Source organism: Streptomyces sp. cg35 (genome assembly GCF_050410835.1).
GTDB lineage: Bacteria > Actinomycetota > Actinomycetes > Streptomycetales > Streptomycetaceae > Streptomyces.
The window spans coordinates 6,927,686-6,953,920 of record NZ_CP191268.1; the positions used below are offsets into that span (position 1 = coordinate 6,927,686).

The 26,235-nt window shown below is 72.4% G+C and carries 22 protein-coding genes; 18 read left to right on the plus strand and 4 right to left on the minus strand.

Features of this window, described 5'->3' with window-relative positions:
- Positions 1-112: 112 nt before the first annotated feature.
- From ACQUQD_RS31700 to ACQUQD_RS31710, 3 genes are read left to right on the plus strand one after another with little or no spacing between them, the layout of a single operon-like run.
- Positions 113-1,159, plus strand: coding sequence for a FecCD family ABC transporter permease (locus tag ACQUQD_RS31700; RefSeq protein ID WP_428955586.1), 1,047 nt, complete (start codon positions 113-115; stop codon positions 1,157-1,159).
- Entirely contained in the window at positions 1,156-2,184 is a 1,029-nt protein-coding gene (locus tag ACQUQD_RS31705; protein ID WP_428955587.1) for a FecCD family ABC transporter permease, read from the plus strand. The genes ACQUQD_RS31700 and ACQUQD_RS31705 overlap by 4 nt, the downstream gene beginning before the upstream one ends.
- Positions 2,181-3,065 carry an ABC transporter ATP-binding protein gene (locus ACQUQD_RS31710; protein WP_428955588.1) on the plus strand — a complete coding sequence of 295 codons (885 nt, stop codon included), beginning with the start codon at positions 2,181-2,183 and terminating at the stop codon, positions 3,063-3,065. Before ACQUQD_RS31705 ends, ACQUQD_RS31710 begins: the two co-directional genes overlap by 4 nt.
- Here ACQUQD_RS31710 and ACQUQD_RS31715 read toward each other — a convergent pair.
- Positions 3,049-3,396: an SCP2 sterol-binding domain-containing protein gene (locus tag ACQUQD_RS31715; protein ID WP_428955589.1), complete on the minus strand. Its 348-nt coding sequence runs from the start codon at positions 3,394-3,396 to the stop codon at positions 3,049-3,051. The two genes, ACQUQD_RS31710 and ACQUQD_RS31715, sit on opposite strands and share 17 nt — an antisense overlap.
- 42 nt (positions 3,397-3,438) lie before the next feature.
- Between ACQUQD_RS31715 and ACQUQD_RS31720 the strand changes: the two genes are divergently transcribed.
- From ACQUQD_RS31720 to ACQUQD_RS31730, 3 genes are read left to right on the plus strand one after another with little or no spacing between them, the layout of a single operon-like run.
- Entirely contained in the window at positions 3,439-3,705 is a 267-nt protein-coding gene (locus ACQUQD_RS31720; protein WP_428955590.1) for a hypothetical protein, read from the plus strand.
- A 7-nt stretch (positions 3,706-3,712) separates the two neighbouring features.
- The gene (locus ACQUQD_RS31725; protein ID WP_428955591.1) at positions 3,713-4,528 is read left to right on the plus strand and encodes a TlyA family RNA methyltransferase; all 816 of its coding nucleotides are present in this window, start codon (positions 3,713-3,715) and stop codon (positions 4,526-4,528) included.
- Positions 4,525-5,430 carry an NAD kinase gene (locus tag ACQUQD_RS31730; protein WP_428955592.1) on the plus strand — a complete coding sequence of 302 codons (906 nt, stop codon included), beginning with the start codon at positions 4,525-4,527 and terminating at the stop codon, positions 5,428-5,430. Before ACQUQD_RS31725 ends, ACQUQD_RS31730 begins: the two co-directional genes overlap by 4 nt.
- Before the next feature lie 149 nt (positions 5,431-5,579).
- On the opposite strand, the gene ACQUQD_RS31735 is transcribed toward ACQUQD_RS31730, so the two are convergent.
- Positions 5,580-6,926: an FtsX-like permease family protein gene (locus ACQUQD_RS31735; RefSeq protein WP_428955593.1), complete on the minus strand. Its 1,347-nt coding sequence runs from the start codon at positions 6,924-6,926 to the stop codon at positions 5,580-5,582.
- Positions 6,927-7,139: 213 nt separating this feature from the next.
- On the opposite strand from ACQUQD_RS31735, the gene recN reads away from it, so the two are divergent.
- The 3 genes from recN (at position 7,140) to ACQUQD_RS31750 (ending at position 10,931) form a co-directional block, all read left to right on the plus strand.
- On the plus strand, positions 7,140-8,864 hold the full coding sequence (recN, locus tag ACQUQD_RS31740; protein ID WP_428957710.1) for a DNA repair protein RecN: 1,725 nt from the start codon (positions 7,140-7,142) through the stop codon (positions 8,862-8,864).
- Between the two features lie 26 nt (positions 8,865-8,890).
- On the plus strand, positions 8,891-9,673 hold the full coding sequence (locus ACQUQD_RS31745) for a hypothetical protein (protein WP_428955594.1): 783 nt from the start codon (positions 8,891-8,893) through the stop codon (positions 9,671-9,673).
- Positions 9,674-9,797: 124 nt separating this feature from the next.
- Positions 9,798-10,931 (plus strand): glycosyltransferase family 4 protein, encoded by a 1,134-nt coding sequence (locus ACQUQD_RS31750; protein ID WP_428955595.1) that lies wholly within the window; start codon positions 9,798-9,800, stop codon positions 10,929-10,931.
- Positions 10,932-10,953: 22 nt separating this feature from the next.
- On the opposite strand, the gene ACQUQD_RS31755 is transcribed toward ACQUQD_RS31750, so the two are convergent.
- Together ACQUQD_RS31755 and ACQUQD_RS31760 are read right to left on the minus strand one after the other, a co-directional pair.
- Positions 10,954-12,621, minus strand: coding sequence for a PucR family transcriptional regulator (locus ACQUQD_RS31755; RefSeq protein ID WP_428955596.1), 1,668 nt, complete (start codon positions 12,619-12,621; stop codon positions 10,954-10,956).
- Positions 12,622-12,665: 44 nt separating this feature from the next.
- Positions 12,666-14,468, minus strand: coding sequence for a glycoside hydrolase family 15 protein (locus ACQUQD_RS31760; RefSeq protein WP_428957711.1), 1,803 nt, complete (start codon positions 14,466-14,468; stop codon positions 12,666-12,668).
- Positions 14,469-15,043: 575 nt separating this feature from the next.
- On the opposite strand from ACQUQD_RS31760, the gene ACQUQD_RS31765 reads away from it, so the two are divergent.
- The 9 genes from ACQUQD_RS31765 (at position 15,044) to ACQUQD_RS31805 (ending at position 26,205) form a co-directional block, all read left to right on the plus strand.
- On the plus strand, positions 15,044-16,717 hold the full coding sequence (locus ACQUQD_RS31765; protein ID WP_428955597.1) for a CTP synthase: 1,674 nt from the start codon (positions 15,044-15,046) through the stop codon (positions 16,715-16,717).
- Between the two features lie 105 nt (positions 16,718-16,822).
- The gene (locus ACQUQD_RS31770; RefSeq protein WP_428955598.1) at positions 16,823-17,452 is read left to right on the plus strand and encodes an NUDIX domain-containing protein; all 630 of its coding nucleotides are present in this window, start codon (positions 16,823-16,825) and stop codon (positions 17,450-17,452) included.
- A gap of 315 nt (positions 17,453-17,767) precedes the next feature.
- Positions 17,768-19,900, plus strand: coding sequence for a tetratricopeptide repeat protein (locus ACQUQD_RS31775; protein ID WP_428955599.1), 2,133 nt, complete (start codon positions 17,768-17,770; stop codon positions 19,898-19,900).
- Positions 19,901-20,045: 145 nt separating this feature from the next.
- The gene (ald, locus tag ACQUQD_RS31780) at positions 20,046-21,161 is read left to right on the plus strand and encodes an alanine dehydrogenase (protein WP_428955600.1); all 1,116 of its coding nucleotides are present in this window, start codon (positions 20,046-20,048) and stop codon (positions 21,159-21,161) included.
- Between the two features lie 353 nt (positions 21,162-21,514).
- Positions 21,515-22,696 (plus strand): ParA family protein, encoded by a 1,182-nt coding sequence (locus ACQUQD_RS31785; RefSeq protein ID WP_428955601.1) that lies wholly within the window; start codon positions 21,515-21,517, stop codon positions 22,694-22,696.
- Entirely contained in the window at positions 22,681-23,271 is a 591-nt protein-coding gene (locus ACQUQD_RS31790) for a hypothetical protein (protein ID WP_428955602.1), read from the plus strand. Before ACQUQD_RS31785 ends, ACQUQD_RS31790 begins: the two co-directional genes overlap by 16 nt.
- A gap of 27 nt (positions 23,272-23,298) precedes the next feature.
- Positions 23,299-24,429: a segregation and condensation protein A gene (locus ACQUQD_RS31795; RefSeq protein WP_428955603.1), complete on the plus strand. Its 1,131-nt coding sequence runs from the start codon at positions 23,299-23,301 to the stop codon at positions 24,427-24,429.
- Entirely contained in the window at positions 24,426-25,070 is a 645-nt protein-coding gene (gene scpB, locus ACQUQD_RS31800) for an SMC-Scp complex subunit ScpB (RefSeq protein ID WP_428955604.1), read from the plus strand. The genes ACQUQD_RS31795 and scpB overlap by 4 nt, the downstream gene beginning before the upstream one ends.
- A 10-nt stretch (positions 25,071-25,080) precedes the next feature.
- A complete protein-coding gene (locus ACQUQD_RS31805) occupies positions 25,081-26,205 on the plus strand; it encodes a pseudouridine synthase (RefSeq protein WP_428955605.1) in 1,125 nt (374 codons plus the stop codon).
- Positions 26,206-26,235 lie beyond the last annotated feature (30 nt).

Consider the following 26,235-nt stretch of genomic DNA (forward strand, 5'->3'; position numbering starts at 1 on the left):
CGGTCGCCAGAAGTCCGCGGGCGGAGCGGCGGGCGGCACGGGAGACGGGGGAGACGCTTCTCTCAGCGCAGCGCGGATGTGACCGAATCGGAGGGTAGGCTAACCTAACCGAGTGTTGGTCGACAGTCCCCCAGAAACGAGCGCGGACACCGCTCCCGCGCCCCCCGGCCGCCGTGCGGCGATACGCACGGCCGGACTCCTCGCCGCGGCTCTCGTGCTGCTCGTCGTCCTCGTGGCGAGCATCGCGGTCGGAGCCAAGCCGCTCTCCCTGGACCAGGTCTGGCACGGGCTGTTCCATGACACCGGTGCGTACGCGGACATCGTCGTGGGCGAGCGCGTCTCACGGACGCTGCTCGGTCTGCTCGCCGGACTCGCGCTCGGCCTCGCCGGCGCCGTCCTCCAGGCGCTGACCCGCAACCCGCTGGCCGACCCCGGCATCCTCGGCATCAACATGGGCGCCTCCGCCGCCGTCGTCACCGCCATCAGTGTCTTCGGGGTGACCTCGCTCAGCGGCTATGTGTGGTTCGCCTTCTTCGGCGCGGCCGCGGTCGGTGCGCTCGTGTACGTGCTCGGCGGCACGCGCAGCGCGACCCCCGTGCGGCTCGCCCTCGCCGGTACCGCGATCACCGCGGCCCTGTCCGGCTACGTCTACGCGGTGATGATCACCGACGACGTCGCGCTCAACCGCATGCGGTTCTGGCAGGTCGGCTCGCTGGCCAGCGCCAAGATGGACACGATCCAGCAGGTGCTGCCGTTCATCGCCGTCGGCGCCGTGCTCGCCCTCGGCCTGGCCCGGCCGCTCAACGCGATGGGCATGGGCGACGACACGGCCCGCGCCCTCGGCGCCCACCTCGGCCGCACCCGCGCCCTGAGCATGGCCGCCGCGACCCTGCTGTGCGGCGCCGCCACCGCGGCCTGCGGCCCCATCGTCTTCGTCGGCCTGATGGTGCCGCACATCGTGCGCTCGTTCACCGGCCCCGACATGCGCTGGATCCTGCCGTACGCGGCGGTCCTGTCGCCCGTCCTGCTCCTCGGCGCCGATGTCGTCGGCCGGATCGTGGCCCGCCCGGCCGAACTCCAGGTCGGCATCGTCACCGCCATCATCGGCGCCCCGGTCTTCATCGTTCTCGTACGACGCCGAAAGTTGGCCCAGCTGTGAAGGCGATACGCACCCCGGGCGGGCTCTCCGTCCGGCTCGACGTCCGCGCGACCGTCGTCGTCGGGATCCTGGTCGTGGCCGCGCTCGTCGCGAGCGTCGTCCTCATCGGCACCGGCGACTTCCCGATCCCGGCTCTCGACGTGCTGCGCACCCTGACCGGCCACGGCGACGCCGGGCAGGAGTTCATCATCAACGACCTGCGGCTGCCGCGGGTCCTGGTCGGCCTCCTGGTCGGCGGCGCGCTCGGCCTGTCCGGCGCGCTCTTCCAGTCCATCTCCCGCAATCCGCTGGGCAGCCCGGACGTGCTCGGACTCGGGCAGGGCTCGACCGCCGGCGCGCTCGTGATGATCGTGATCTTCGGCGGCAGCGCCGCGCAGGTCGCGCTCGGCGCGCTCGTCGGCGGCCTCGTCACCGGCTTCGCGATCTACGTCCTCGCCTGGAAGCGGGGCGTGCACGGCTACCGGCTCGTCCTCGTCGGCATCGGCGTCTCCGCGTTCGTCACGGCCGTCAACGGCTATCTGCTCACCAAGGCCGACTTCGTGGACGCCGCCCGCGCCACCGTGTGGATGACCGGGTCGCTGAACGGCCGCGGCTGGGAGCAGGTGTGGCCGCTGCTGATCCTGTTCGCCGTCCTCGCCCCGGTCGTCGCCGCGTTCGGGCGTCCGCTGCGCATGCTGGAGATGGGCGACGACTCGGCCGGCGCACTCGGCATCCGCGTCGAGCGCACCCGGCTGCTGCTGCTCACCGCCTCCGTCTTCCTGACCGCCGCCGCGACCGCAGCGGCCGGCCCGGTCACCTTCGTGGCGCTGACCGCCCCGCAGATCGCCCGGCGCCTGACCAAGTCGCCCGGCCCGAACCTGATGGCCGCCACCTGGATGGGCGCGACGCTGCTGATCGTCGCCGACCTGGCCTCGCAGCGGATGTTCGGCGCGGACCAGCTGCCCGTCGGCGTGGTGACCGGCGTGGTCGGCGGCGCCTATCTCCTGTGGCTGCTCGTCACCGAGCGCAAGGCGGGCCGGATATGAGCGCCCGCACGCACACCTCCCAGGCGGACCAGCCGCACCAGAACCGAAGGAGCACCGCTGTGAACAGGCTGATAGCCGACGACGTGACGCTCGGGTACGACCAGCGCGTCATCGCCGAGAAGCTGTCCGTGGAGATCCCCGACAACTCCTTCACGGTGATCGTCGGCCCGAACGCCTGCGGCAAGTCCACGCTGCTGCGCGCCCTGTCGCGGATGCTCAAGCCGAGCGCCGGCCGGGTCCTGCTCGACGGCAGCGTCATCCAGTCGATGCCCGCGAAGAAGGTCGCCAAGACGCTCGGCCTGCTGCCCCAGTCGTCCGTCGCGCCCGACGGCATCACCGTCGGCGACCTGGTGGCCCGCGGCCGCTACCCGCACCAGGGCCTGCTGCGCCAGTGGTCGCCGCAGGACGAGCAGGTCGTACGGGAGTCCATGGAGTCCACCGGCGTCGCCGAACTCGCCGACCGGTACGTCGACGAGCTCTCCGGCGGTCAGCGCCAGCGGGTGTGGATCGCCATGGCGCTCGCCCAGCAGACGCCGCTGCTGCTGCTCGACGAGCCGACCACGTTCCTCGACATCCAGCACCAGATCGACGTCCTCGACCTGTGCGCGGAGCTGCACGAGGAGCAGGGCCGCACGCTCGTCGCCGTCCTGCACGACCTCAACCACGCGGCCCGGTACGCGACCCACCTCATCGCGCTGCGCGGCGGCGAGGTGATCGCCGAAGGGGCCCCGAAGGACATCGTGACCGCCGACCTCGTCGAGCGGCTCTTCGGAATGAAGTGCCAGGTCATCGACGACCCGGAGACGGGCACCCCGCTGGTGGTGCCGGCGGCGCGGAAGGCGCGGCAGAAGACCCCGGCCGTGGCTAAAGCAGCGTCCTGAGACGCAGCAGGTCGCGGAACGAGGCCTCCAGCCTGACCCGGCCCGCGGCCCAGGCCTTCGCGAAGTTCAGCCGGCCGTCCACCATCGCCACCAGGTCGTCGCCCGTCATCGAGAGGCGGATCTGCGCCTTCTCGACGGGCGGCCCGGGGCGGGTGTCCAGCACCTCGATCCGGCCGTCGGCGAGACGGCCGGAGAACGTGACGTCCAGGTCCGTGATGCGGCAGCTCAGCGAGCGGTCGAGCGCCGCGGCGGCGCGGACGTCCCCGTCGGCGCCCGCCATGTTGTCCGAGAGTTTCTCGAGTGCCGCCCGGCACTCCTCCATCGTGGCCATCGTGATCGACGGTACACCGGCCTTCCGAGGTAGCGTCTGGGCATGAGTGAGACTCCCGCCGAAGCCGAGGTCCCGGCCCCGGACGAACCGTCGTACGAGCCCGCGGCCCCCGCCCCCCTCGGCATCGAGCGGACCCCCACCGGCAACGCCGACGTGGACGCCCAGCTGGAGCGGCTCGGCGATGTGGACCACCTCGCGGCGGACGGGCACGTCGAGGTGTACGAGGATGTACATCAGGGCCTGCGTGGCGCGCTGACCGCGCTCGACGCACGGCCCCAGCCTTCGCCCTCGTACGACCACAGGAGCTGAACCGACCGTGGCAGGTGTGGCACGTCGCCGCCTCGACGCCGAACTCGTCCGCCGCAAGCTGGCCCGCTCGCGCGAGCACGCCAGCCAGCTGATCGCCGCGGGGCGGGTCAGCGTCGGCAAGACCGTCGCGACCAAGCCCGCGACGCAGGTGGAGACGGCCGCGGCGATCGTCGTCGCGCAGGACGACGGGGATCCCGAGTACGTCTCGCGCGGCGGGCACAAGCTCGCGGGCGCGCTGGCCGCGTTCGTCCCGCAGGGGCTCGTGGTCGAGGGCCGGCGGGCGCTGGACGCCGGGGCGTCGACCGGCGGCTTCACCGATGTGCTGCTGCGGGCCGGTGTCGCGCACGTCGTCGCCGTCGACGTCGGGTACGGGCAGCTCGCGTGGTCACTGCAGAGCGATGAACGCGTCACCGTCAAGGACCGTACGAACGTACGCGAACTGACGCTGGAGGCGATCGATGACGTCCCCGTGGACATCGTGGTCGGGGACCTCTCCTTCATCCCGCTCGGCCTGGTGCTGCCCGCCCTCGCGCGGTGCGCGGCGCCGGACGCGGACCTCGTGCTGATGGTCAAGCCGCAGTTCGAGGTCGGCAAGGAGCGGCTCGGCAGCGGCGGCGTCGTGCGCAGCCCCGAGCTGCGGGCCGAAGCGGTGCGCGGGGTCGCCGCGCAGGCGTGGAAGCTCGGGCTCGGCGTGCGCGGGGTGACCGCGAGCCCCCTGCCCGGGCCCTCCGGAAATGTCGAGTACTTTCTGTGGCTGCGTGCCGGGGCACCCGAACCGGACCCGGCCGACATCGACCGTGCAGTGGCGGAGGGGCCGCGTTGACACAGACCCGAGCTCGTACTGTTTTCCTGCTCGCGCACACGGGGCGGCCCGCGGCCATCCGCAGCGCCGAACTCGTCGTCCAGGGGCTGCTGCGCAGCGGCCTCGGCGTGCGGGTCCTGGAGTCGGAGGCGGCCGATCTGCCGCTGCCGTCCTCCGTGGAGCTGGTGAAGGAGGCCACCCCGGCCTGCCTCGACGGATGCGAGCTGCTCATCGTGCTGGGCGGTGACGGGACGCTGCTGCGCGGCGCCGAGTTCGCCCGGGCCTCCGGGGTGCCGATGCTCGGCGTGAACCTGGGCCGTGTCGGGTTCCTGGCCGAGGCCGAGCGCGACGACCTGGACAAGGTCGTCGACCGGGTCGTCACCAAGGAGTACGAGGTCGAGGAGCGCATGACGATCGACGTCGTCGTGCACCGCAACGGCGATGTCGTGCACCGCGACTGGGCCCTGAACGAGGCCGCCGTGCAGAAGACCGAGCCCGAGCGGATGCTCGAGGTCGTCCTGGAGATCGACGGGCGGCCCGTCACCGGGTTCGGCTGCGACGGGATCGTGTGCGCGACGCCGACCGGATCGACGGCGTACGCGTTCTCGGCGGGCGGGCCCGTGGTGTGGCCCGAGGTCGAGGCGCTGCTGATGGTGCCGATCAGCGCGCACGCGCTGTTCGCCAAGCCGCTGGTGACGTCACCGGAGTCGGTGCTCGCCGTCGAGGTGCAGCCGCACACACCGCACGGGGTGCTGTGGTGCGACGGGCGGCGGACCGTGGAACTGCCGGCCGGAGCGCGGGTCGAAGTACGGCGCGGTGCCGTGCCGGTGCGGCTGGCGCGGCTGCACCATGCCGTGTTCACCGACCGGCTGGTCGCCAAGTTCGCCCTGCCCGTCGCCGGGTGGCGCGGGGCGCCGCACTAGGGCCAGTCCGGCGGATTCAGGCCGCGTCCGGGTGGCCCGCGCCGATCTGTGCAGGTCGGCGTGCCGGGCCCCGCGCCCGCGACACGATCCGCCGGACAGGCCTGAGGCCCGGTCCTCGGGTGCAGCCCCGCACCCGGGGCACGACCCGCTCACTCCCTCACCACGGTGATCGCCGGACCGCGCATCCCCCTGCGCACCGGCACCCCCGTCGACATGGCCGTCAGCGCCACCGTCGCCAGGACCACCGCCACCCCCAGCGGCCACGGCACGTACGGCAGCGGTGAGCCGAAGGCGCTGTCGAGGATCGGGGCCAGTGTCGCCAGGGCGATCAGGGAGCCGAGGAGGAGTGCCGTGCCGGCCACCACCAGGGCCTCCCAGAACGCCATCGCGCGGATCTGGCGGCGCTGCGAGCCGACCACACGCAGCAGGGCCACGTCGCGGCGGCGCTCCAGCGAGATCATCGCCAGCGTGTTGGCCGAGGCGATGGCGGCGAAGCCCGCGTACAGGGCCGTCCCCATGTAGTCCAGCCACACCTCGCCGGTGCTGCCGGCCGAGCCCGTCACGTGCTCGGCCGTCGTGTGCTGGGCGATCTTCGTGACGCCGAAGCCGACGACCAGGACGAGCGGCACCACCGCGGCGGAGAAACGGCGCGGCTGCGAACGGACATTGAGCATCGCCAGCCGCGCGGTCGGCCCGATCCGCCCGATCAGCGTGGAGACCAGCCAGGCCGCCGGGCCGACGAGACGCGGCCCGAGCAGGCCCACCCCCACGCAGAACAGGATCAGGACCAGGAACGCGCCCGCGTTCGCGTCCTCCGCCGGCTGCCGGGCCAGCAGCGCGGACAGGAGCGTCGCGCCCCCGACCGCCAGCACCCCCAGCGGCGCGCGCAGCGGCCCCAGGGAGCGCCGGCCCGCCGCGGCCTCGTCCAGGGCGCGGGCCGGCCTGAGCAGCGAGAAGCGGAGCGAGGCCAGCAGCCCGGCCACCGTGGACGTCACCCCCGCGACCGCCAGACAGACCGGCAGGGCGAGCCAGGAGAAGCGGAACGGGACCCCGGCCGGGACCAGACCGTGGGCCACCATGCCGCCGAACCAGAACCGGGCCAGCGCGCCGCCCGCCGCGAAACCGATCAGGGCCGCCGGCACGGAGGCCGCCAGCGCCTGAACCGCCACCGCGCGGCGCACCTGCCGCGGACGGGCGCCGATCGCGCGGGCCAGGGCCAGTTCGCGGTTCTGCTGGGCGACGGCCGTGCCCAGGGTCGAGACCACCACGAAGATCGACATGTAGACCGAGCCGATGAGGAGCACGGCGGCGATGTCGCCGACGCCGTTCGCCGTGATGCGGCGGCGGTCCGCGGCCGGGATCTCGTGCGTGCCCGTCGCCGCGAGCACCATGGTGGAGGCGCTCACCACCACGGCCGCGAACAGCGCGGCCACCGCCGTCCCCACGAACGCCGGACGGTGGGCCGTGAGCGCTGCCCGTGCCAGTGCCGTACTCATGTGATCCAGTGTTCCGGCGCCGGGCACGCCGCCCCATGGGGCGGACCGGTCGATGCGTGCGGGGGACAACCCCACCGCGGACGCGACGGGCACTCGGGAGGGTGACAAGGCCTTCACACCGGCCCCACGCCACCTGCCGATTCGGTCCACTGGACCAGGGCCCGTCGCACAGGTGGCCCCCGACCTCGTAAGGTCGTGTCCGTGTTGGAGGAGATGCGGATACGGTCGCTCGGAGTCATCGACGACGCGGTGGTCGAGCTGTCACCCGGATTCACGGCGGTGACCGGCGAGACCGGCGCGGGCAAGACGATGGTCGTCACCAGCCTCGGGCTGCTGCTCGGTGGGCGGGCCGACCCCGCGCTCGTGCGGATCGGCGCGAAGAACGCGGTGGTCGAGGGGCGCGTCGCCGTGCCCGCCGGCTCGGGCGCGCTGGCCCGCGCGGAAGAGGCCGGGGCCGAGCTGGACGACGGGGTGCTGCTCGTCAGCCGTACCGTTTCCGCCGAGGGGCGCTCGCGGGCGCATCTGGGCGGGCGGTCCGTACCGGTCGGAGTCCTCGCCGAGCTCGCCGACGAACTCGTCGCCGTGCACGGACAGACCGACCAGCAGGGCCTTCTCAAGCTCGGGCGGCAGCGGCAGGCGCTCGACCGGTACGCCGGGGACGCCGTCGCCAAGCCGCTCGCCAAGTACGCGGCCGTGTACAAGCGGTTGAGAAGCGTCAGCGCCGAGCTGGAGGAGATCACCACGCGCGCCCGGGAGCGGGCGCAGGAGGCGGATCTGCTGCGGTTCGGGCTCGACGAGATCGCCGCGGTCGAGCCGCGCGCCGGTGAGGACGTCGAGCTGGCCGAGGAGGCCTCGCGGCTCGGACACGCGGAGGCGCTCGCCTCGGCGGCCGCCGCCGCGCACGCCGCGCTCGCCGGGAACCCCGAGGACCCGGAGGGAGTCGACGCCACGACGCTGGTCGGCGGCGCGCACCGGGCCCTCGAAGCCGTCCGTTCCCACGACCCGTCCCTCGCCACGCTCGCCGAGCGGATCGGCGAGGTGTCGATCCTGCTCACCGACGTCGCCGCCGAACTCGCCGGATACGCCGACGACCTGGACGCCGACCCGCTGCGGCTGTCGGCCGTCGAGGAGCGCCGCGCCGCGCTCACCCAGCTGACGCGGAAGTACGGCGAGGACATCGCGAGCGTGCTCGCCTGGGCCGAGTCGAGCGCCGCCCGGCTCCTCGAACTCGACGGCGACGACGAGCGGATCGGCGAGCTGACCGCCGAGCTGGCGTCGCTCCGCGGCGAACTGGGCTCACTGGCGCAGGAACTGACCAACGCCAGGACCGAGGCCGCCTCCCGGTTCGCGGCCGCCGTCACCGACGAGCTGGCCTCGCTCGCCATGCCGCACGCCCGCGTCTCCTTCGACATCCGGCAGACGGAGACCGACGCGGCCGACGGCGTCGAGGTCGACGGGCGGACCGTGGCGTGCGGGCCCAGCGGGGTCGACGAGGTCGAACTGCTGCTCGCGCCGCACCCCGGGGCGCCGCCCCGGCCCATCGCCAAGGGCGCGTCCGGCGGTGAGCTGTCCCGGGTCATGCTCGCGGTGGAAGTCGTCTTCGCGGGCACCGACCCCGTCCCCACGTACCTCTTCGACGAGGTCGACGCCGGTGTCGGCGGCAAGGCGGCCGTCGAGATCGGCCGGCGCCTCGCCAAGCTCGCCCGGTCCGCGCAGGTCGTGGTCGTCACGCACCTGCCGCAGGTCGCGGCGTTCGCCGACCGGCAGCTGCTGGTCGAGAAGACGAACGACGGGACCGTGACGCGCTCCGGCGTCACGGTGCTCGAAGGCGAGGACCGGGTACGGGAGTTGTCGCGCATGCTTGCGGGACAGGAGGACTCGGAGACGGCGCGCGCCCACGCGGAGGAACTCCTCGCTGCGGCCCGGACCGACGCCTAGGTCCCCATGGGCCCTAGGGTGACCGCATGACCGACGTCACCCGCGCCCTCCGTTCCGCCGCGCTCGCCGCGAGCGTCACCGGAGTCGCCCGCACCGCCCTGCGCCGCACGAAGCCGGGCGGCGCGGGGTCGTGGGACCGCAAGAACCACGCGGGTCGCGGTGTCGACCTGTGCCCCGGCCCGGCCGCCGCGCTGGGCGTCGCGGCGGGCGCGCTCGCCGCGGACCCCGGCACACGGGGCGCCGCCCTCGTCGCCACGCTCGCCGCCGGGGCCTGCGGCGCGTACGACGACGTGGCCGGAGCGGGCGACGAGCGACGCGGCTTCCGCGCACACCTCGGAGCGCTGCGGAACGGCGAACTCACCAGCGGCGCCGTGAAGTTGTTCGGTATTTCAGCCGCCGGGCTCGTCGCGGGCGCGCTGCTGAAGGAGCGCCATGTCGACCGGGCGCTCGCGGGTGTCGTCATCGCGGGCACGGCCCACTTCGTCAACCTCGTCGACGTACGCCCCGGCCGCGCGGCCCAGGCGGTCCTCGCGCTGGGCGCTCCCGGCCTGCTGCGCGGGTCCCTCGCGGCCGCGCCGATGGGCGCCGCCGCGGCCGTGCTCCCCGACGACCTCGCCGAACGCGGCATGCTCGGCGACACCGGGGCGCACGCCCTCGGCGCCGCGCTCGGCGTGGCGATCGTCGCGGGAAACACGAGGGCCGGGCTCCTCGCGCACGCCGCCGGACTCGTGGCGGCGGCCGCCTACGGGGAGCGCGTGAGCGCATGGGCCCGCAAGGATTCGAAGCAGGCGGCCAACTCACCCGTGTGAGTGGTCCGGTGCGCCGTGTTGCCCGTCGCCGCGCGGTGGGGGACCGTGGCCGGTGCCGGAACGACCGTACGGACTGGCATCCTTGGCCCAGACCACTCGAACCGACCACCAGGAGCCCGGCCGCGTGAGCCACGTGAGCAGCCACTCATCGAACGGACAGACGCCGCTGCGCACCGTGCAGGTGCTGGGCGGCGGCAGTGCGGGCAGCAGCGCCCATGTCCGTTCGCTGGCCGCCGGGTTGGTGGCCCGCGGGGTGCGCGTCACGGTGTGCGCGCCGTCCGAGGCCGAGCGTGCGTACGGGTTCGGCGACGTCGGCGCCCACCATCTCGCCGTGCCGCGCAGCAGCGACCCGGCGTCCGTCGCCGCGCTCCGGGTGGCCTGCGCCGACGCCGACCTGGTGCACGCGCACGGCCTGCACGCCGCGCTGCGCGCCTCCCTCGCGCTCAGCGGCCGCCGCATCCCGCTCGTCGTCACCTGGCACACCCGCGGGTACGCGGAAGGGGCCCGCGCCCACCTGCTGCGCATGCTGGAGCGACGCGTCGCCCGGGCCGCGTCCGTGGTCCTCGGCACCTCCTCCGACCTGGTGGACCGGGCCCGGACGCGCGGCGCCCGCGACGCCCGGCTCGCCGCCGTCTCCTTCCCGCTGCCGCGCCACCCCGAGCCCTTCGACGATGCCGACGCCGAGCGCGCCCGCCTCAAGACCCGGGCCGAACTCGGCGCCGTGGACCGCCCGTTGCTGATGGCCGTGGGCAGCCTGCAGCGGCACCGGGGCTACGACGTACTGCTCGACGCCGCCCACGCCTGGATGGCCCTCGACCCCGCGCCGCTGCTCGTCATCGCCGGTGAGGGGCCCGAGCGGGCCGCGCTCCAGCGGCGCATCGAGAGCGAGGGGCTGCCGGTGCGGCTCGCGGGCCGGCGGGACGACGTCGCCGAACTGCTGCCCGCCGCCGACGTCGCGGTACTGCCCAGCAGCTGGGAGTCGCGCTCGCTGCTCGCGCAGGAGGCGCTGCACGCCCGGGTGCCGCTGGTGGCGACCGAGGTCGGCGGCATCCCCGAACTCGTCGGGGAAGCGGCCGAGTTGGTGCCGTACGGGGACGCCCCGGCGCTGGCCCGCGCCGTCGAGCGGCTGTTGTCCGATCCCGGGCGCCGCGCCGAACTCAAGGACCTGGGCAGCGCACAGGCCGCGTCCTGGCCGACCGAGGACGCGACCATCGCCCAAGTCCTCAGCGTCTACGACGAGTTGACCGGAGCCGTCTGACCGTCCGCGGACCGCTCCTCGGTCACGGCACGTGACGGCGGGCCCGCAGCGCCAGGCTCAGCGCCAGCACCGTCTGCGGGTCATCGAGGTCCGTGCCGAGCAACTCCCCTATACGGGCCAGGCGGTTGTAGAGGGTCTGCCGGTTCAGATGCAGCTCGCGCGCCGTCTCCGCCTTGCGGCCCGCGTGTGCCAGATACGTCTGGAGCGTGGGCAGCAGCGGCGGCTTCGCGCGCTTGTCGTGGTCCTGGAGCGGACCGATCGCCCGCTCCACGAACGCCGCCAGATCCGGATGGTCGCGCAGCCGCCACAGCAGCAGATCGATGTCCAGGCGCCGCGCGTCGTACCACGGCCGGTCGTCCAGGCCCTGCGCCGCCGTCGCCGTCTCCGCCGCGTGCCGCAGACCGGCGGCCGCCGCGGCCCAGCCGCCCGCCCCGCCGACCACCACGACCGGCGGCAGGGTCCCCGCCCGCTGCATCCCGGCCCGTTCCACCCCGGCCCGCAGCGCCGCCGCGACCCGGTCCGCGACCGCCGTGCGCTCCGACTCCGAGCGCAGCCCGAGCAGCAGCGGCACCCTCCCCTCGACAGGGCGCACGCCGAGCAGGACCGGGACGCCGACCGACGCCAGCTCCTCCGACACGGCCCGCGCGAGGACGGCCCAGCCGCCGCCGGGGGACAGGCCCACCGATCCGGCCGACGCCTCCGGCAGCCGCATCACCACCGGCAGCAGCGGCCCCTGACCGGTCGGCCTGAAACCGAGGACCCGGGCCTGCGCCGGGGCGTCCTCCGGCGTGATCCGGCCCTCGGCGAGGTCCGTGAGGAAGTCACCGCGCCCGCGCGCCGCCAGCTCCTCCTCCTGCCGCGCCTGCATCAGCACCACGGCGAGCGAACCGGCCGCCCGCTCGGCCGCGATCCGGTGCACCGGCGCGAGCGGCGCCGACACCGGCAGCAGCACGAGCCGCGCCCGCACCGAACCGGCCCCGGGACCGCCGCCCGGTACGTCCACGAGGACCGCCCCGACGGGCGGCTCGTCCTTGTGCGTACCGCGCATGCCCTCCCACACCTGGAGCGGATCGGCCACGTCGGCCTCCACCCCGGCCGCGTACAGGAGCTGCCCGTCGGCGGTCTCCAGGAACACCGGGTTGCCGCTGAACTCGGCGAGAATGCGCAGCACTTGAGGGACACCGCCACCGCCGAGGAGGGCGTCCGTGCACCGCCGGTGCACCTCCTCGGCGCGCTGCAGCAGGGCATAGTGCCCATTGACGATCTCGGTGTGGATCTCCTCGGTGACCGTCACGAACGGCACCTCGCGGTGCAGCTGCACCAGCGGCAGGCCCGCCGTCCGCGCCGTCTCCACCAACGCCGCGGGCAGCCGCGCGAACCGCTGCCCCAGCTCGATCACCAGCGCCGCGATGCCCCGCTCGGCCAGCTTGCGCACGAACGCCCGCTGCTCGGCGGGCCGCGTCCCGATGCCGTACCCCGTGGTCAGCAGCAGCTCGCCGCCCTTGAGCAGCGACGCGATGTTCGGCACCTCGCCCGCGTGCACCCAGCGCACCGTCCGCTGCAGCCGGTCCCCGCCCGCCACCACCTCGGGCAGCCCGCTGCGCAGCCCCGGCAGCTCCAGGGCGCGCTGCACGGTGATGCCGCCTGGGGTGTTCTGCGAGGCCGACGGGGTGGGGGTGGCGCTGTCCATGCAGCGGACGGTACCGGCGCGCCCGCCCCGGCGGCATCCCGGGGTCAGCCGGCGTACGCCCCCGAAGCGGTCAGCCGCAGGGCGGTGTCGATCAGCGGGACATGGCTGAAGGCCTGCGGGAAGTTGCCGACCTGACGCTGCAGGCGCGGGTCCCACTCCTCGGCGAGCAGCCCCAGGTCGTTGCGGAGCGCGAGCAGCTTCTCGAAGAGCTTGCGGGCCTCGTCGACCCGGCCGATCATCGCCAGGTCGTCCGCCATCCAGAACGAGCAGGCGAGGAACGCCCCCTCGTCGCCCGGAAGCCCGTCCACACCGGCGTTGTCGCCGTCCGTCGGGTACCGGAGGATGAAGCCGTCCGTCGTCGACAGCTCCCGCTGGATCGCCTCGATGGTGCCGATGACGCGCTTGTCGTCGGGCGGCAGGAAGCCCATCTGCGGAATCAGCAGCAGCGACGCGTCGAGCTCCTTGCTGCCGTAGGACTGCGTGAAGGTGTTGCGCTCCTTGTCGTAGCCCTTCTCGCAGACGTCCCGGTGGATGTCGTCGCGCAGCTCGCGCCACTTCTCCAGCGGGCCGTCCGCGTCACCGGACTCGATGAGCTTGATGGTGCGGTCGACCGCCACCCAGGCCATGACCTTCGAGTGCACGAAGTGGCGGCGCGGGCCGCGCACCTCCCAGATGCCCTCGTCCGGCTCGTCCCAGTGACCTTCGAGGTAGCGGATGAGCTTCAGCTGGAGCAGGGAGGCGTAGTCGTTGCGGGCCAGGCCCGTCATGTGCGCGAGGTGCAGGGCCTCGGTGACCTCGCCGTACACGTCGAGCTGGAGCTGGTGCGCCGCCCCGTTGCCGACGCGCACCGGCGCCGAGTTCTCGTACCCCGGCAGCCAGTCGAGCTCCGCCTCGCCGAGCTCCCGCTCGCCCGCGATGCCATACATGATCTGCAGGTTCTCCGGGTCACCGGCCACGGCCCGCAGCAGCCACTCGCGCCAGGCGCGGGCCTCCTCGCGGTACCCGGTGCGCAGCAGCGAGGACAGCGTGATCGCCGCGTCACGCAGCCACGTGTACCGGTAGTCCCAGTTGCGGACGCCGCCGATCTCCTCCGGCAGCGACGTGGTGGGCGCGGCGACGATGCCGCCGGTCGGCGCGTACGTCAGCGCCTTCAGCGTGATCAGCGAGCGCACCACGGCCTCGCGGTAGGGGCCGTGGTACGTACAGTGCTCGACCCACTCGCGCCAGAAGTCCCGCGTCGCCGCCAGGGAGCCCTGCGGGTCCGGCAGCGGCGGCTGGTCCTTGTGCGAGGGCTGCCACTGGATGGTGAACGCGACCCGGTCACCGGGGGCCACCGTGAAGTCGGAGTACGTCGTCAGGTCCTTGCCGTACGTCTCCGCCTCCGAGTCCAGCCACACGGAGTCGGGACCGGCCACCGCGACCGTACGCCCGTCCACCTTGTGCACCCACGGCGTGATGCGCCCGTACGAGAAACGCATACGCAGCACCGAGCGCATCGGGACGCGCCCGCTGACGCCCTCCACGATCCGGGTCAGCTGGGGCGCGCCGTCGCGCGGCGGCATGAAATCGGTGACGCGGACGGTGCCGCGCGGGGTGTCCCACTCGGATTCGAGGATCAGCGAGTCACCGACATAACGGCGGCGGGCCGCCGTCGGTGGCTCCGCGTCTGCGGCGTGCGCCGGGCCGAGGCGCCAGAACCCGTGGTCCTCGGTGCCGAGCAGTCCGGCGAAAATGGCATGCGAGTCGAAGCGGGGCAGGCACAGCCAGTCGACGGTGCCGTCCCGGCAGACCAGGGCGGCGGTCTGCATGTCTCCGATAAGTGCGTAATCCTCGATGCGCCCGGCCACGTGCATCTCCAGTCGAACGGCCACGTACGCCCCTGAACCTGAACTGCGACAGTGTGTCGAGGGGCGATCGCAATGCGGTCTCAGCGGTCAACGGTCTAGATCGGTCAACGGTCAAAGGGGGGTCAACGGATCGTCTTGATACGTCGTCCTGATACGTCGTTGTCAAACGAACTGACGAGCCGGTTGTTCCGGCTGCGGCACCGGCGATCGGACTTCGTGTTCCGGTGAACGGTCTCGAACGGACGGGGGTGTTGCCGTTGTGGTGCCGTTTTCCTGTGTGACTCGCCAGCCGAGTGTCCGAGCAGGATACGACGCGGCCAAGTGATCTGCGCGCCCCTCCTGGCAACGTGCCTGAGCCGAACGAGTGAGCGCCGGGTGACGATGTCGTGTGCCCGTGGTGACGCGTGCGCGGAGCGTGGCCGGAAGCACCCTCGTCCCGTCGCTGATACCCTGGTAGCCCGTGAGCCGGTGGTCCTAGAACCCCCGAACCGCAGCGACGGCGCCTCCCCCCGAAAGTCAGGAGAGCACGCCGGTACGCACCCCCAGACCGCGACCACGGGAGCCCCCTCTTGGCCATGACGCCCAAATCCACGACGACCAAGCACATCTTCGTCACCGGGGGTGTCGCTTCCTCCCTCGGCAAGGGCCTCACCGCCTCCAGCCTCGGGATGCTGCTCAAGGCACGGGGCCTCCGCGTCGTCATGCAGAAGCTCGACCCGTACCTGAACGTCGACCCCGGCACGATGAACCCCTTCCAGCACGGCGAGGTGTTCGTCACGAACGACGGCGCCGAGACGGACCTGGACATCGGACACTACGAGCGCTTCCTCGACCGTGACTTGGACGGCAGCGCCAATGTCACTACAGGCCAGGTGTACTCGCAGGTCATCGCCAAGGAGCGGCGCGGCGAGTACCTCGGCGACACGGTCCAGGTCATCCCGCACATCACGAACGAGATCAAGCACCGCATCCGCCGCATGGCGACGGACGAGGTCGACGTCGTGATCACCGAGGTCGGCGGCACGGTCGGCGACATCGAGTCGCTGCCGTTCCTGGAGACGGTCCGCCAGGTCCGCCACGAGGTCGGCCGGGACAACGTGTTCGTGGTCCACATCTCGCTGCTGCCCTACATCGGCCCCTCCGGCGAGCTGAAGACCAAGCCCACCCAGCACAGTGTCGCGGCCCTGCGCAACATCGGTATCCAGCCGGACGCCATCGTGCTGCGCTGCGACCGTGAGGTCCCCACCGCCATCAAGCGCAAGATCAGCCTGATGTGCGACGTCGACGAGGACGCCGTCGTGGCCTGCCCCGACGCCCGCTCGATCTACGACATCCCGAAGACCGTGCACGGCGAGGGCCTGGACGCGTACGTCGTCCGCAAGCTGGACCTGCCGTTCCGCGACGTGGACTGGACGACCTGGGACGACCTGCTCGACCGCGTCCACAACCCCGACCACGAGATCGTCATGGCCCTGGTCGGCAAGTACATCGACCTGCCCGACGCCTACCTGTCGGTGACCGAGGCGCTGCGCGCCGGCGGCTTCGCCAACAAGGCCCGCGTCAAGATCAAGTGGGTCACGTCGGACGACTGCAAGACGCCGGCCGGCGCCAAGAAGCAGCTCGGCGACGTCGACGCGATCTGCATCCCCGGCGGCTTCGGCGACCGCGGTGTGTCCGGCAAGGTCGGCGCCATCCAGTTCGCCCGCGAGAACAAGATCCCGCTGCTCGGCCTCTGCCTCGGCCTGCAGTGCACGGTGATCGAGGCCGCGCGGAACCTGGCCGGCATCCCGGACGCCAACTCCACCGAGTTCGACGCCGCCACCGCCCACCCGGTCATCTCCACCATGGCCGAGCAGCTCGACATCGTCGCCGGTGAGGGCGACATGGGCGGCACGATGCGCCTGGGCATGTACCCGGCCAAGCTCGCCGAGGGCTCCATCGTGCGCGAGGTGTACGACGGCAAGGAGTACGTCGAGGAGCGCCACCGTCACCGCTACGAGGTGAACAACGCGTACCGCTCCGAGCTGGAGAAGAAGGCCGGTCTGCAGTTCTCCGGCCTCTCCCCGGACGGCAAGCTCGTCGAGTACGTCGAGTACCCGCGCGAGGTCCACCCCTACCTGGTCGCCACCCAGGCGCACCCGGAGCTGCGCTCGCGCCCGACGCGTCCGCACCCGCTGTTCGCCGGTCTGGTGAAGGCCGCCGTGGAGCGCAAGGTCGCGGCCGCCGCAGGGGCCAAGAAGGCCAAGTAAGGGCTCTGAGGGGCTTGTAACACAAGCGATGTACGGTTACCGGGGTGCGTGCCTTATGCGGCACGTGCCCCGGTTTCTTTCGTGTGCGTGGGAGGACGTGTCGACATGACGACGATCAAGGACACCGCCGAGGCGTGGGAGGTCCGGGCGACCGAGACCCCGTTCGTCGGGAACAAGACCTCGGTGCGCACGGACGACGTCGTCATGCCGGACGGGTCGGTGGCCCGCCGCGACTACCAGGTCCACCCGGGTTCGGTGGCCGTGCTCGCCCTGGACGACCAGGGCCGGGTGCTGGTGCTCAAGCAGTACCGTCACCCCGTCGGCATGAAGCTCTGGGAGATCCCGGCCGGGCTCCTCGACATCCCCGGGGAGAACCCGCTGCACGCCGCGCAGCGCGAGCTGTACGAGGAGGCGCACGTCAAGGCCGAGGACTGGCGGGTCCTCACTGATGTGTACACGACCCCGGGCGGCTGCTCCGAGGCCGTCCGCGTCTTCCTCGCGCGGGACCTCTCCGAGGCGGAGGGGGAGCGCTTCGAGGTGGAGGACGAAGAGGCCGACATGGAGTTCGCGCGGGTACCGCTGGCCGAGCTGGTCCGGGGTGCGCTCGCCGGTGACCTGCACAACAACTGCCTTGTCGTGGGGGCGCTTTCGCTGGCCGCGGCGCTCGCGGGTGACGGGGTCGACGGTCTGCGTCCGGCTGAGGCGGAGTGGCCTGCGCGGCCGTTCGAGGCCTGATCCGCTTACTCGTCCGCCTCGTTGATGTCTCGTCGGCGGCTGCGGCTTTCGTCGTGGCCGGTCGCGCAGTTCCCCGCACCCTGGAAGCACGCGGCTTCGCCGCGCGGGGAACCGCGCGAGAAGCCCCACCGGCCCGCAGCCGCCAACGAGACAGCCGACGAAACCAGCCACGAACAGCCGCTTAATGCGACGATCCGCTGATCCGATCAGGGGACTCGCGCGCGCCGCTCGCCAAGGGCACCGGCACCCGCTGAACTAGGCTCGGCACCGCCCCTGCCGACCCCCGGAGGGGCTGGGTGAGACGGAGCGTGGCCCGTGACGGATCAGGCGGTCGAGTCGGACGACGTGACGGCGGTCGAGGCGTCCTCGGGGTCGTCCCGCAAACGGCGCCGCACCCGCCGGGGCCAGGATGTGACGGAGCATCAGTTCCTGGGGCGCAGGCTCGAGTTGAAGGAGCTGCGGTCCGACATCGAGCGGGCCGGGCTCGACACCCTGTCCGGCCGCAAGGCACCCCGGGCCCGCGTCCTGCTGATCGCGGGCCGCCCCGGCACCGGCCGCACCGCCCTCGCCGAGGAACTCCTGGGCCAGGTCGCCGACCAGTACCCGGACGGGGCGCTGCGCACCCGGCTCACCGCCCCCGACGGCACCCCCGTGCCGACCGAGCGCGTCGCCCGCGACCTGCTGAACGCGCTCGAACTGCCAGCGCCCCCCGGCGAGTCGGCCGACGACCTGACCGAGCGGCTGCGCGAGGGCCTGTCCGTGCGGCGGGTCGTGCTGCTGCTCGACGACGCGGGCGACGCCGAGAACGTCGACCCGCTGCTGCCCGACACCCCGGACTGCCTGGTCGTGGCCGTGGCCGAGGGACCGCTCACCGGCATCCCGGACGTGCGGCCCTGCACGCTCGGCGGGCTCGACACCAAGTCCGCGCTCGAACTCCTGACGCGGCACACCGGGTCCGTCCGGATCACCTGCGACCCGCGCTCCGCCGAGTCCCTGGTCGAGCTGTGCGGAGCCGAACCCGCCGCCCTGGAGATCGCCGGCGGCTGGCTCGCCGCGCGCCCCAAGGAGTCCGTGGCCGACCTGGCCAAGCAGCTGCACTCCGCCGAGGACGCCGGGGACGGCCCCGCCCTCGCCCGGGTCTTCCGGCACTCCTACGCCACGCTCCCCGGGCCCGCCGCGCGGATACTGCGATATCTGTCGCTGGCCCCCGAGGGCTACGTCGACCCGCACACCGCGTCCGCGCTGGCCGGCTGCTCCGTGTCCGCCGCCCGCACCACCCTCGACGACTTCGTCACCCTGGGCCTGGTCCGGGCCGTCGAGTCGGAGCTGCCGCAGTACGAGGTGCCGGGCTCCCTGGTGCCGCTGCTGCGCGGGCTCACCGAGACGCTGGACCGGCCCGCCGAGGTGCAGCTGGCCCGCGCCCGGATGCTGGAGCGGACCGTCCGGCTGCTCACCTCCTGCCGCGCGATCACCGAGCCCGACGGCTCCCCGGCCCGCAAGAAGCTCGCGGGGCTGCCCAGCGCCCTGCGGTTCGCGGACCCGGAGGCGGGCGCCGAGTGGCTGCGCGTGCGGCAGCCCGCGCTGCTCGCCGCGGCCCGGCTCGCCGTGGCGGACGGGGAGCTGGACACCCTGGCCCGGCGGCTGATGGCCGCGCTGGTGCGGGCCATGGTGGTCCACCGGGGCACCGAGGCCGCCGCGCCCGAGCTGTACGGGATCCACCGGCTGGTTCTCGACGTGGCCGAGCGCCGGGACCTGCCGCGGGAGAAGGCCGCCGCACTGCTGAACCTCGCCGACCTCGACGCCGGGACCGGGCGGACCCAGGAGGCGCTCGCCCGGTACCGGGCCGCGCTGGACGCCGGACGGGCCGCGCAGGACCCGTACGCGACCGGCCGCGCGATGGAATCCGTAGGCGGCGCCTATCAGGAGCTGGGGGACTGGCAGCGGGCCGCCGACTGGTACGGCCGGGCCCTCGCCCAGCGGCTCGCCCGGGGCGAGCGGGCCGACGCGGCGCGCCTGCACGGGCGGATCGCCGCCGTCCACACGTACGCGGGCCGCTACGGCGAGGCGCTGCGCGGCTGGCGCTCGGCCGTGGCCGGATACCGCAAGGAGGGCGATGTCCCGGCCCAGGCACGGGCGTTGAGCGAGCTGGCCCGGGTGCAGGAGTACGCGGGGCGGCCCGAGGACTCGCTGCGGACCTGTCAGGAGGCCGTCGAGTGGGCCAGGCAGGCCAAGGACGTACGGCTGCAGGCCGCGCTCCAGCTGCGGCTCGCCGACACGCTGGAGCGGCTCGGCGACCCGGCCGCGGCCAAGCTGCACAGGGGTGCGGCCGAGCGCATGCTGGGAGAGGAGATGCCCGGCGGGGCGGGTGGTGGCCCCCCGGAGACAGCAATCCCTTCGGAACAAGCCACTAACACCTGCGAAATCCGTAGTGCTTCTGCGGAAGATTGATGCATCGAAAGGCTAGACAGCTAGAAAACCTTCATTAGACTGGCTCCGCCGCGTCCTTCCGTGGCGTCTCCCGGTGTGTCTGTCTGCGCACTGGTATGTAGTGCATTGCCCGAGATATCCCCTGAGCCAAGGACCGTGATCGACGATGAAGGTCGGCATCCCCCGCGAGGTCAAGAACAACGAGTTCCGGGTGGCCATCACCCCCGCCGGCGTGCATGAGCTCGTGCGCCACGGCCACCAGGTCCTCGTCGAGCAGAACGCCGGTGTGGGTTCCTCGATCACGGACGCCGAGTACGTCGCCGCGGGCGCGCAGATCCTCGGTACCGCCGACGAGGTGTGGGCCACCGCCGACCTGCTCCTGAAGGTCAAGGAGCCGATCGCGGAGGAGTACCACCGCCTCCGCAAGGACCAGACGCTCTTCACCTACCTGCACCTGGCCGCGTCCAAGGAGTGCACGGACGCGCTCCTGGAGTCGGGCACCACCGCCATCGCCTACGAGACGGTCGAGACCGCGAACCGCGCGCTCCCGCTGCTCGCCCCGATGTCCGAGGTCGCGGGCCGCCTCGCCCCGCAGGTCGGCGCCTACCACCTGATGGCCGCCAACGGCGGCCGCGGTGTGCTGCCCGGCGGTGTCCCGGGTGTCGCGGCCGGCAAGGCCGTCGTCATCGGCGGCGGCGTCTCCGGCTGGAACGCGGCGCAGATCGCCATCGGCATGGGCTTCCACGTGACCCTGCTCGACAAGGACATCAACAAGCTCAAGGAAGCCGACAAGATCTTCGGCACGAAGATCCAGACCGTCGTCTCCAACGCCTTCGAGCTCGAGAAGGCCTGCCTCGAGGCCGACCTCGTCATCGGCGCCGTCCTCATCCCGGGCGCCAAGGCCCCGAAGCTCGTCACCAACGAGCTCGTCTCGCGCATGAAGCCGGGAAGTGTCCTTGTCGACATCGCGATCGACCAGGGCGGTTGCTTCGAGGACTCGCACCCGACGACGCACGCCGAGCCGACCTTCCCGGTCCACAACTCGGTCTTCTACTGCGTCGCCAACATGCCCGGCGCCGTGCCCAACACCTCGACGTACGCGCTGACCAACGCCACGCTCCCGTACATCGTCGAGCTGGCCAACCGCGGCTGGGCCGAGGCCCTGCGCCGCGACCCCGCGCTCGCCCTGGGCCTCAACACCCATGACGGCAAGGTCGTTTACAAGGAGGTCGCCGAGGCGCACGGCCTGGAGCACGTCGAGCTGGAGACGCTGCTCGGCTGAGCCCGCCCGGCGCACAATCCGGGGCGACGTCAACGAAAGTCGTCAATCTCACGCCTACGGCCGGACCTTGCGAGGGGTCCGGCCGTAGGCGCATGCATCCGGACTTGGTCAACTCGCCTTGAACGTAACCCTTTAACCGATTCGCGCACCCGCGAAACGCGCCGAAGAACCGTCGCACGCCCTTGACATGAGGGTGTTCCGCAGTCGCTGAAGTGCCGACACATCGTGCCGGGTCCGGCGGATTGTGTTGCTGCGGAGTGGTGACACGCCATAGAGTCGCCAACCGTCGGCATGGTGCCACGCTGACCTATCGATAAATGTTCCTGGTCACATCCAAGGAGGTAAGACGACTTGTGAATGAGTCGACATTTACTCCCGGAGGTGGCCAGCCAGGTGGACAGGGACCCACGGGGCTTCAAGCTGTCGGCTCCGTCGCTGTGCGTACCTTCGCGGCCCACCAGAGCGGCTACCAGAGCAGCCCCCAGCAGAAGCCGACGCAGACAGCACACCAGAGCATGGATGGCCATCACGTGAACGCCATGGCCGGCGACCGAAGCGGCGACACACACAGCCACTTCGCCGACTACGACGAACTGTCCCCCGAGGGGCACTTCTACGACCCCGACGCCGAATACGAGCCCGACCCCGAGTACGCGGCCACGCTCGCCCCGGACGCTGCCCGTCAGCGCCGCGAGCGCGTCGGCCCCACCGGGCGTCCGCTGCCGTACTTCCCGATTCCAGGACCGCTGACCGACCACGGCCCGGCGAAGATCATCGCGATGTGCAACCAGAAGGGCGGCGTCGGCAAGACCACGTCGACCATCAACCTGGGTGCCGCGCTCGCCGAGTACGGCCGCCGGGTCCTGCTCGTCGACTTCGACCCGCAGGGCGCGCTGTCGGTGGGCCTGGGTGTGAACCCGATGGAGCTCGACCTCACGGTCTACAACCTGCTCATGGAGCGGGGCATGTCGGCCGACGAGGTCCTCCTCAAGACCGCCGTCCCGAACATGGACCTGCTCCCCAGCAACATCGACCTGTCCGCTGCCGAGGTGCAGTTGGTCAGCGAGGTCGCGCGCGAGTCCACGCTGCAGCGGGCGCTGAAGCCGCTGATGGCCGACTACGACTACATCGTGATCGACTGTCAGCCCTCGCTCGGTCTGCTCACGGTGAACGCCCTGACGGCCGCTCACAAGGTGATCGTGCCGCTGGAGTGCGAGTTCTTCGCGCTGCGCGGTGTGGCCCTGCTCACCGAGACCATCGAGAAGGTCCAGGAGCGGCTCAACCCGGAGCTGGAGCTCGACGGCATCCTCGCCACGATGTACGACTCCCGCACGGTGCACAGCCGTGAGGTGCTGGCGCGCGTCGTCGAGGCCTTCGACGATCACGTCTACCACACGGTCATCGGGCGCACGGTCCGCTTCCCGGAGACCACGGTCGCCGGCGAGCCGATCACCACGTACGCCTCGAACTCGGTCGGTGCCGCGGCCTATCGTCAGCTCGCCAGGGAGGTGCTCGCCCGGTGTCACGCCGAGTGAGTCTGCCCGGGGCCGACGAACTGTTCCGTACGACCGGGGGAATGGCACTGCAGTCGTCGTCGCCGAGACGTCCGGCGAACGGTGAGGCACGGGTGCCGGGTCCGGCCGGCGAGAGCGACGAGGCCGCCGCCGCGTCACCCGCCGCGGAGGAGGGCGACGCGGACACCGCGTCGGCGCCGTCCCCCGAGCACACGGCCGCCGAGGCCGAGTCGGACGCCGGCTCGCGCAGCCGGGCCGCCGCCGCGGAGAACGGGGAGAAGCCGGCCCGGCGTTCCTCCGGTGGCGCGCAGGAAGGTTCTGGCAGTGGGCGCGGCTCGACCGCGGCCGCCCGGCGCCGGTCCCGCGCCGCCAACCGGCGCCCCAGCGGGCGTGAGCGGCACGACGAGAAGATCACCGTGTACGTCTCCGCCGAGGAGCTGATGGACCTCGAGCACGCGCGGCTGGTGCTGCGCGGGGAGCACGGGCTCGCCGTCGACCGGGGCCGCATCGTCCGTGAGGCGGTCGCCGTGGTCCTGGCCGATCTGGAGTCCCGCGGGGACGCGAGCATTCTCGTACGCCGGCTGCGCGGGCGCTAGCACCGTTCGCGGTAGCCTCCGGCGTTGATGCCCGTGAACGATTCCTCCCTTCCGCCCGGCCGGGGCGCACGTCGGCGTGTGCTGGGCCGCGGGGTGGCTCCGCCGGTCGAACCGGACGCTCCCGTGGCCCCGGATCCGGAGGCTGCCGGGGACGGACCCGAGGCTCCGCCCGAGCCGGAAGCGGTGGCTGCGCCCGAGCCGCATGCTCCGCCCGAAGCCGAAGCCGAAGCCGAAGCCGAAGCCGAAGCCGAAGCCGAAGCCGAAGCCGAAGCCGAAGCCGAAGCCGGTCCGGAGGCGGTGGCTGATCCGGAGGGTGAGCCCGAGGTCGACGACGGGCGCTTCAAAGTGCGGCTCGCCAACTTCGAGGGGCCCTTCGACCTGCTGCTTCAGCTCATCTCGAAGCACAAGCTCGACGTCACCGAGGTCGCGCTGTCCAAGGTGACCGACGAGTTCATGGCCCACATCCGGGCCATGGGGCCGGACTGGGACCTCGACCAGACCACCGAGTTCCTCGTCGTCGCCGCGACACTGCTCGATCTGAAGGCGGCCCGGCTGCTGCCCGCCGCCGAGGTGGAGGACGAGGCCGACCTCGCGCTCCTGGAGGCCCGTGACCTGCTGTTCGCGCGGCTGCTGCAGTACCGCGCGTACAAGCGGATCGCCGACATCTTCAGCGAACGGCTCGACGCGGAGGCGCGGCGCTACCCGCGGACCGTCGGCCTGGAGCCGCACCATGCCGACCTGCTGCCCGACGTCGTCATCAGCATCGGGGCGGAAGGGTTCGCCGAGCTCGCCGTGAAGGCGATGCAGCCCCGGCCCAAGCCGCAGGTCTACGTCGACCACATCCACGCCCCGCTGGTCAGCGTGCAGGAGCAGGCCGGCGTGGTGGTGGCCAGGCTGCGGGAGCTCGGCGAGGCCAGTTTCCGGGACCTGGTGGCGGACACCGACGACACCCTGACCGTCGTGGCCCGGTTCCTGGCGCTGCTCGAGCTGTACCGCGAGAAGGCCGTCGCCCTGGACCAGGAGACCGCGCTCGGCGAGCTCCTCGTGCGCTGGACCGGCGGCGAGGACGCGACGGAGCCCGTCGTGACGGACGAGTTCGACCGGGCCCCCGAGGTGCCGGGCGGCGACAAGGACCAGCAGAAGGAGGGCGCGGTATGAGCGCCGAGACGGACAGCACCGCCGTGGCCGGGCTCGCGCTCAAGCCCGCCCTCGAAGCCGTCCTCATGGTCGTCGACGAGCCCGCCACCGAGGAGCACCTCGCCAGGATCCTGGAGCGGCCCCGACGGGCCGTCGCGGACGCGCTGCGGGAGCTGGCCGACGAGTACACCGTGCAGGGCCGCGGCTTCGAGCTGCGGCTCGTCGCCGGTGGCTGGCGGTTCTACACGCGGCCCGAGTACGCCGCCGCCGTCGAGGGCTTCGTGCTCGACGGGCAGGTCGCCCGGCTCACCCAGGCGGCCCTGGAGACCCTGGCGGTCGTCGCGTACCGCCAGCCGGTGAGCCGATCGCGGGTCTCCGCCGTGCGCGGAGTGAACTGTGACGGGGTCATGCGAACCCTGCTCCAGCGCGGTCTGGTGGAGGAGGCGGGCGCGGAACCCGAAACAGGTGCGATCCTGTACAGGACGACGAACTACTTTCTGGAGCGGATGGGCCTGCGCGGCCTGGACGAGCTGCCGGAGCTCGCGCCCTTCCTCCCCGAGGCGGACGCGATCGAGGCGGACACGCTGGAAGGGGTTCCGTCGTTCGACCCGGACGCACCCGATGCGCCGGGTGCCGAGTACACCGAGTACACAGCCGACTAACGGAAACTTGATGCGAAGCAGCAGCGGCAGGAACAGCAGCGGAAACAACGGCGGGAGCCGTGGTGGCAACAGCGGCGGCCGCGGCGGGAACAGCGGCGGCCGCGGTAACCACCGCGGGGCCGGCAACAACCGCGACGACAAGCAGGGCGGCAGCGGCCGTCCGAAGAAGCCGCGTCCGGAGGAGCGGCGTTACGACGTGGGCCCCGGCGGCACCCAGGACGGCCCGAAGTCGGGCCGCGGCGCCTCGGCGCGCGGCGGCGCCAAGGGCGGCCCCAGGCGCGGCCAGCAGTCCGGCGGCCGGACGGCCCCCTCGCGCTCCCGTGAGTACGAGACGCGGACCGAGGAGCGCAACCGCGACCGGTACGCGGGCAAGAAGGAAGTGAAGCTCCCGAAGACGTTCCCGGGTGCCGAGCAGGAGGGCGAGCGGCTGCAGAAGGTGCTCGCCCGCGCCGGCTACGGCTCGCGGCGCGCCTGTGAGGAGCTGGTCGACCAGGCCCGCGTCGAGGTCAACGGCGAGATCGTGCTGGAGCAGGGTCTGCGTGTCGACACCGAGAAGGACGAGATCAAGGTCGACGGGCTGACCGTGGCCACGCAGTCGTACCAGTTCTTCTCGCTGAACAAGCCGGCCGGCGTCGTCTCCACGATGGAGGACAACGAAGGCCGGCAGTGCCTCGGCGACTACACGAACAACCGTGAGACGCGGCTGTTCCACGTCGGGCGGCTCGACACCGAGACCGAGGGCGTCATCCTGCTCACCAACCACGGCGAGCTGGCGCACCGGCTGACCCACCCCAAGTACGGCGTGAAGAAGGTCTACCTCGCGCACATCGTCGGGCCGATCCCGCGCGACCTGGGCAAGCAGCTCAAGGACGGCATCCAGCTGGAGGACGGGTACGCGAAGGCGGACCACTTCCGCGTCGTCGAGCAGACCGGCAAGAACTACCTGGTCGAGGTGACCCTGCACGAGGGCCGCAAGCACATCGTGCGGCGGATGCTGGCCGAGGCCGGGTTCCCCGTCGACAAGCTGGTGCGGGTGGCCTTCGGGCCGATCACGCTCGGCGACCAGAAGTCGGGCTGGCTGCGCCGGCTGTCGAACACCGAGGTCGGCATGCTGATGAAGGAAGTCGACCTGTAGGTCGCCCCGCGCAGGGCTTGTGCGCTCCGG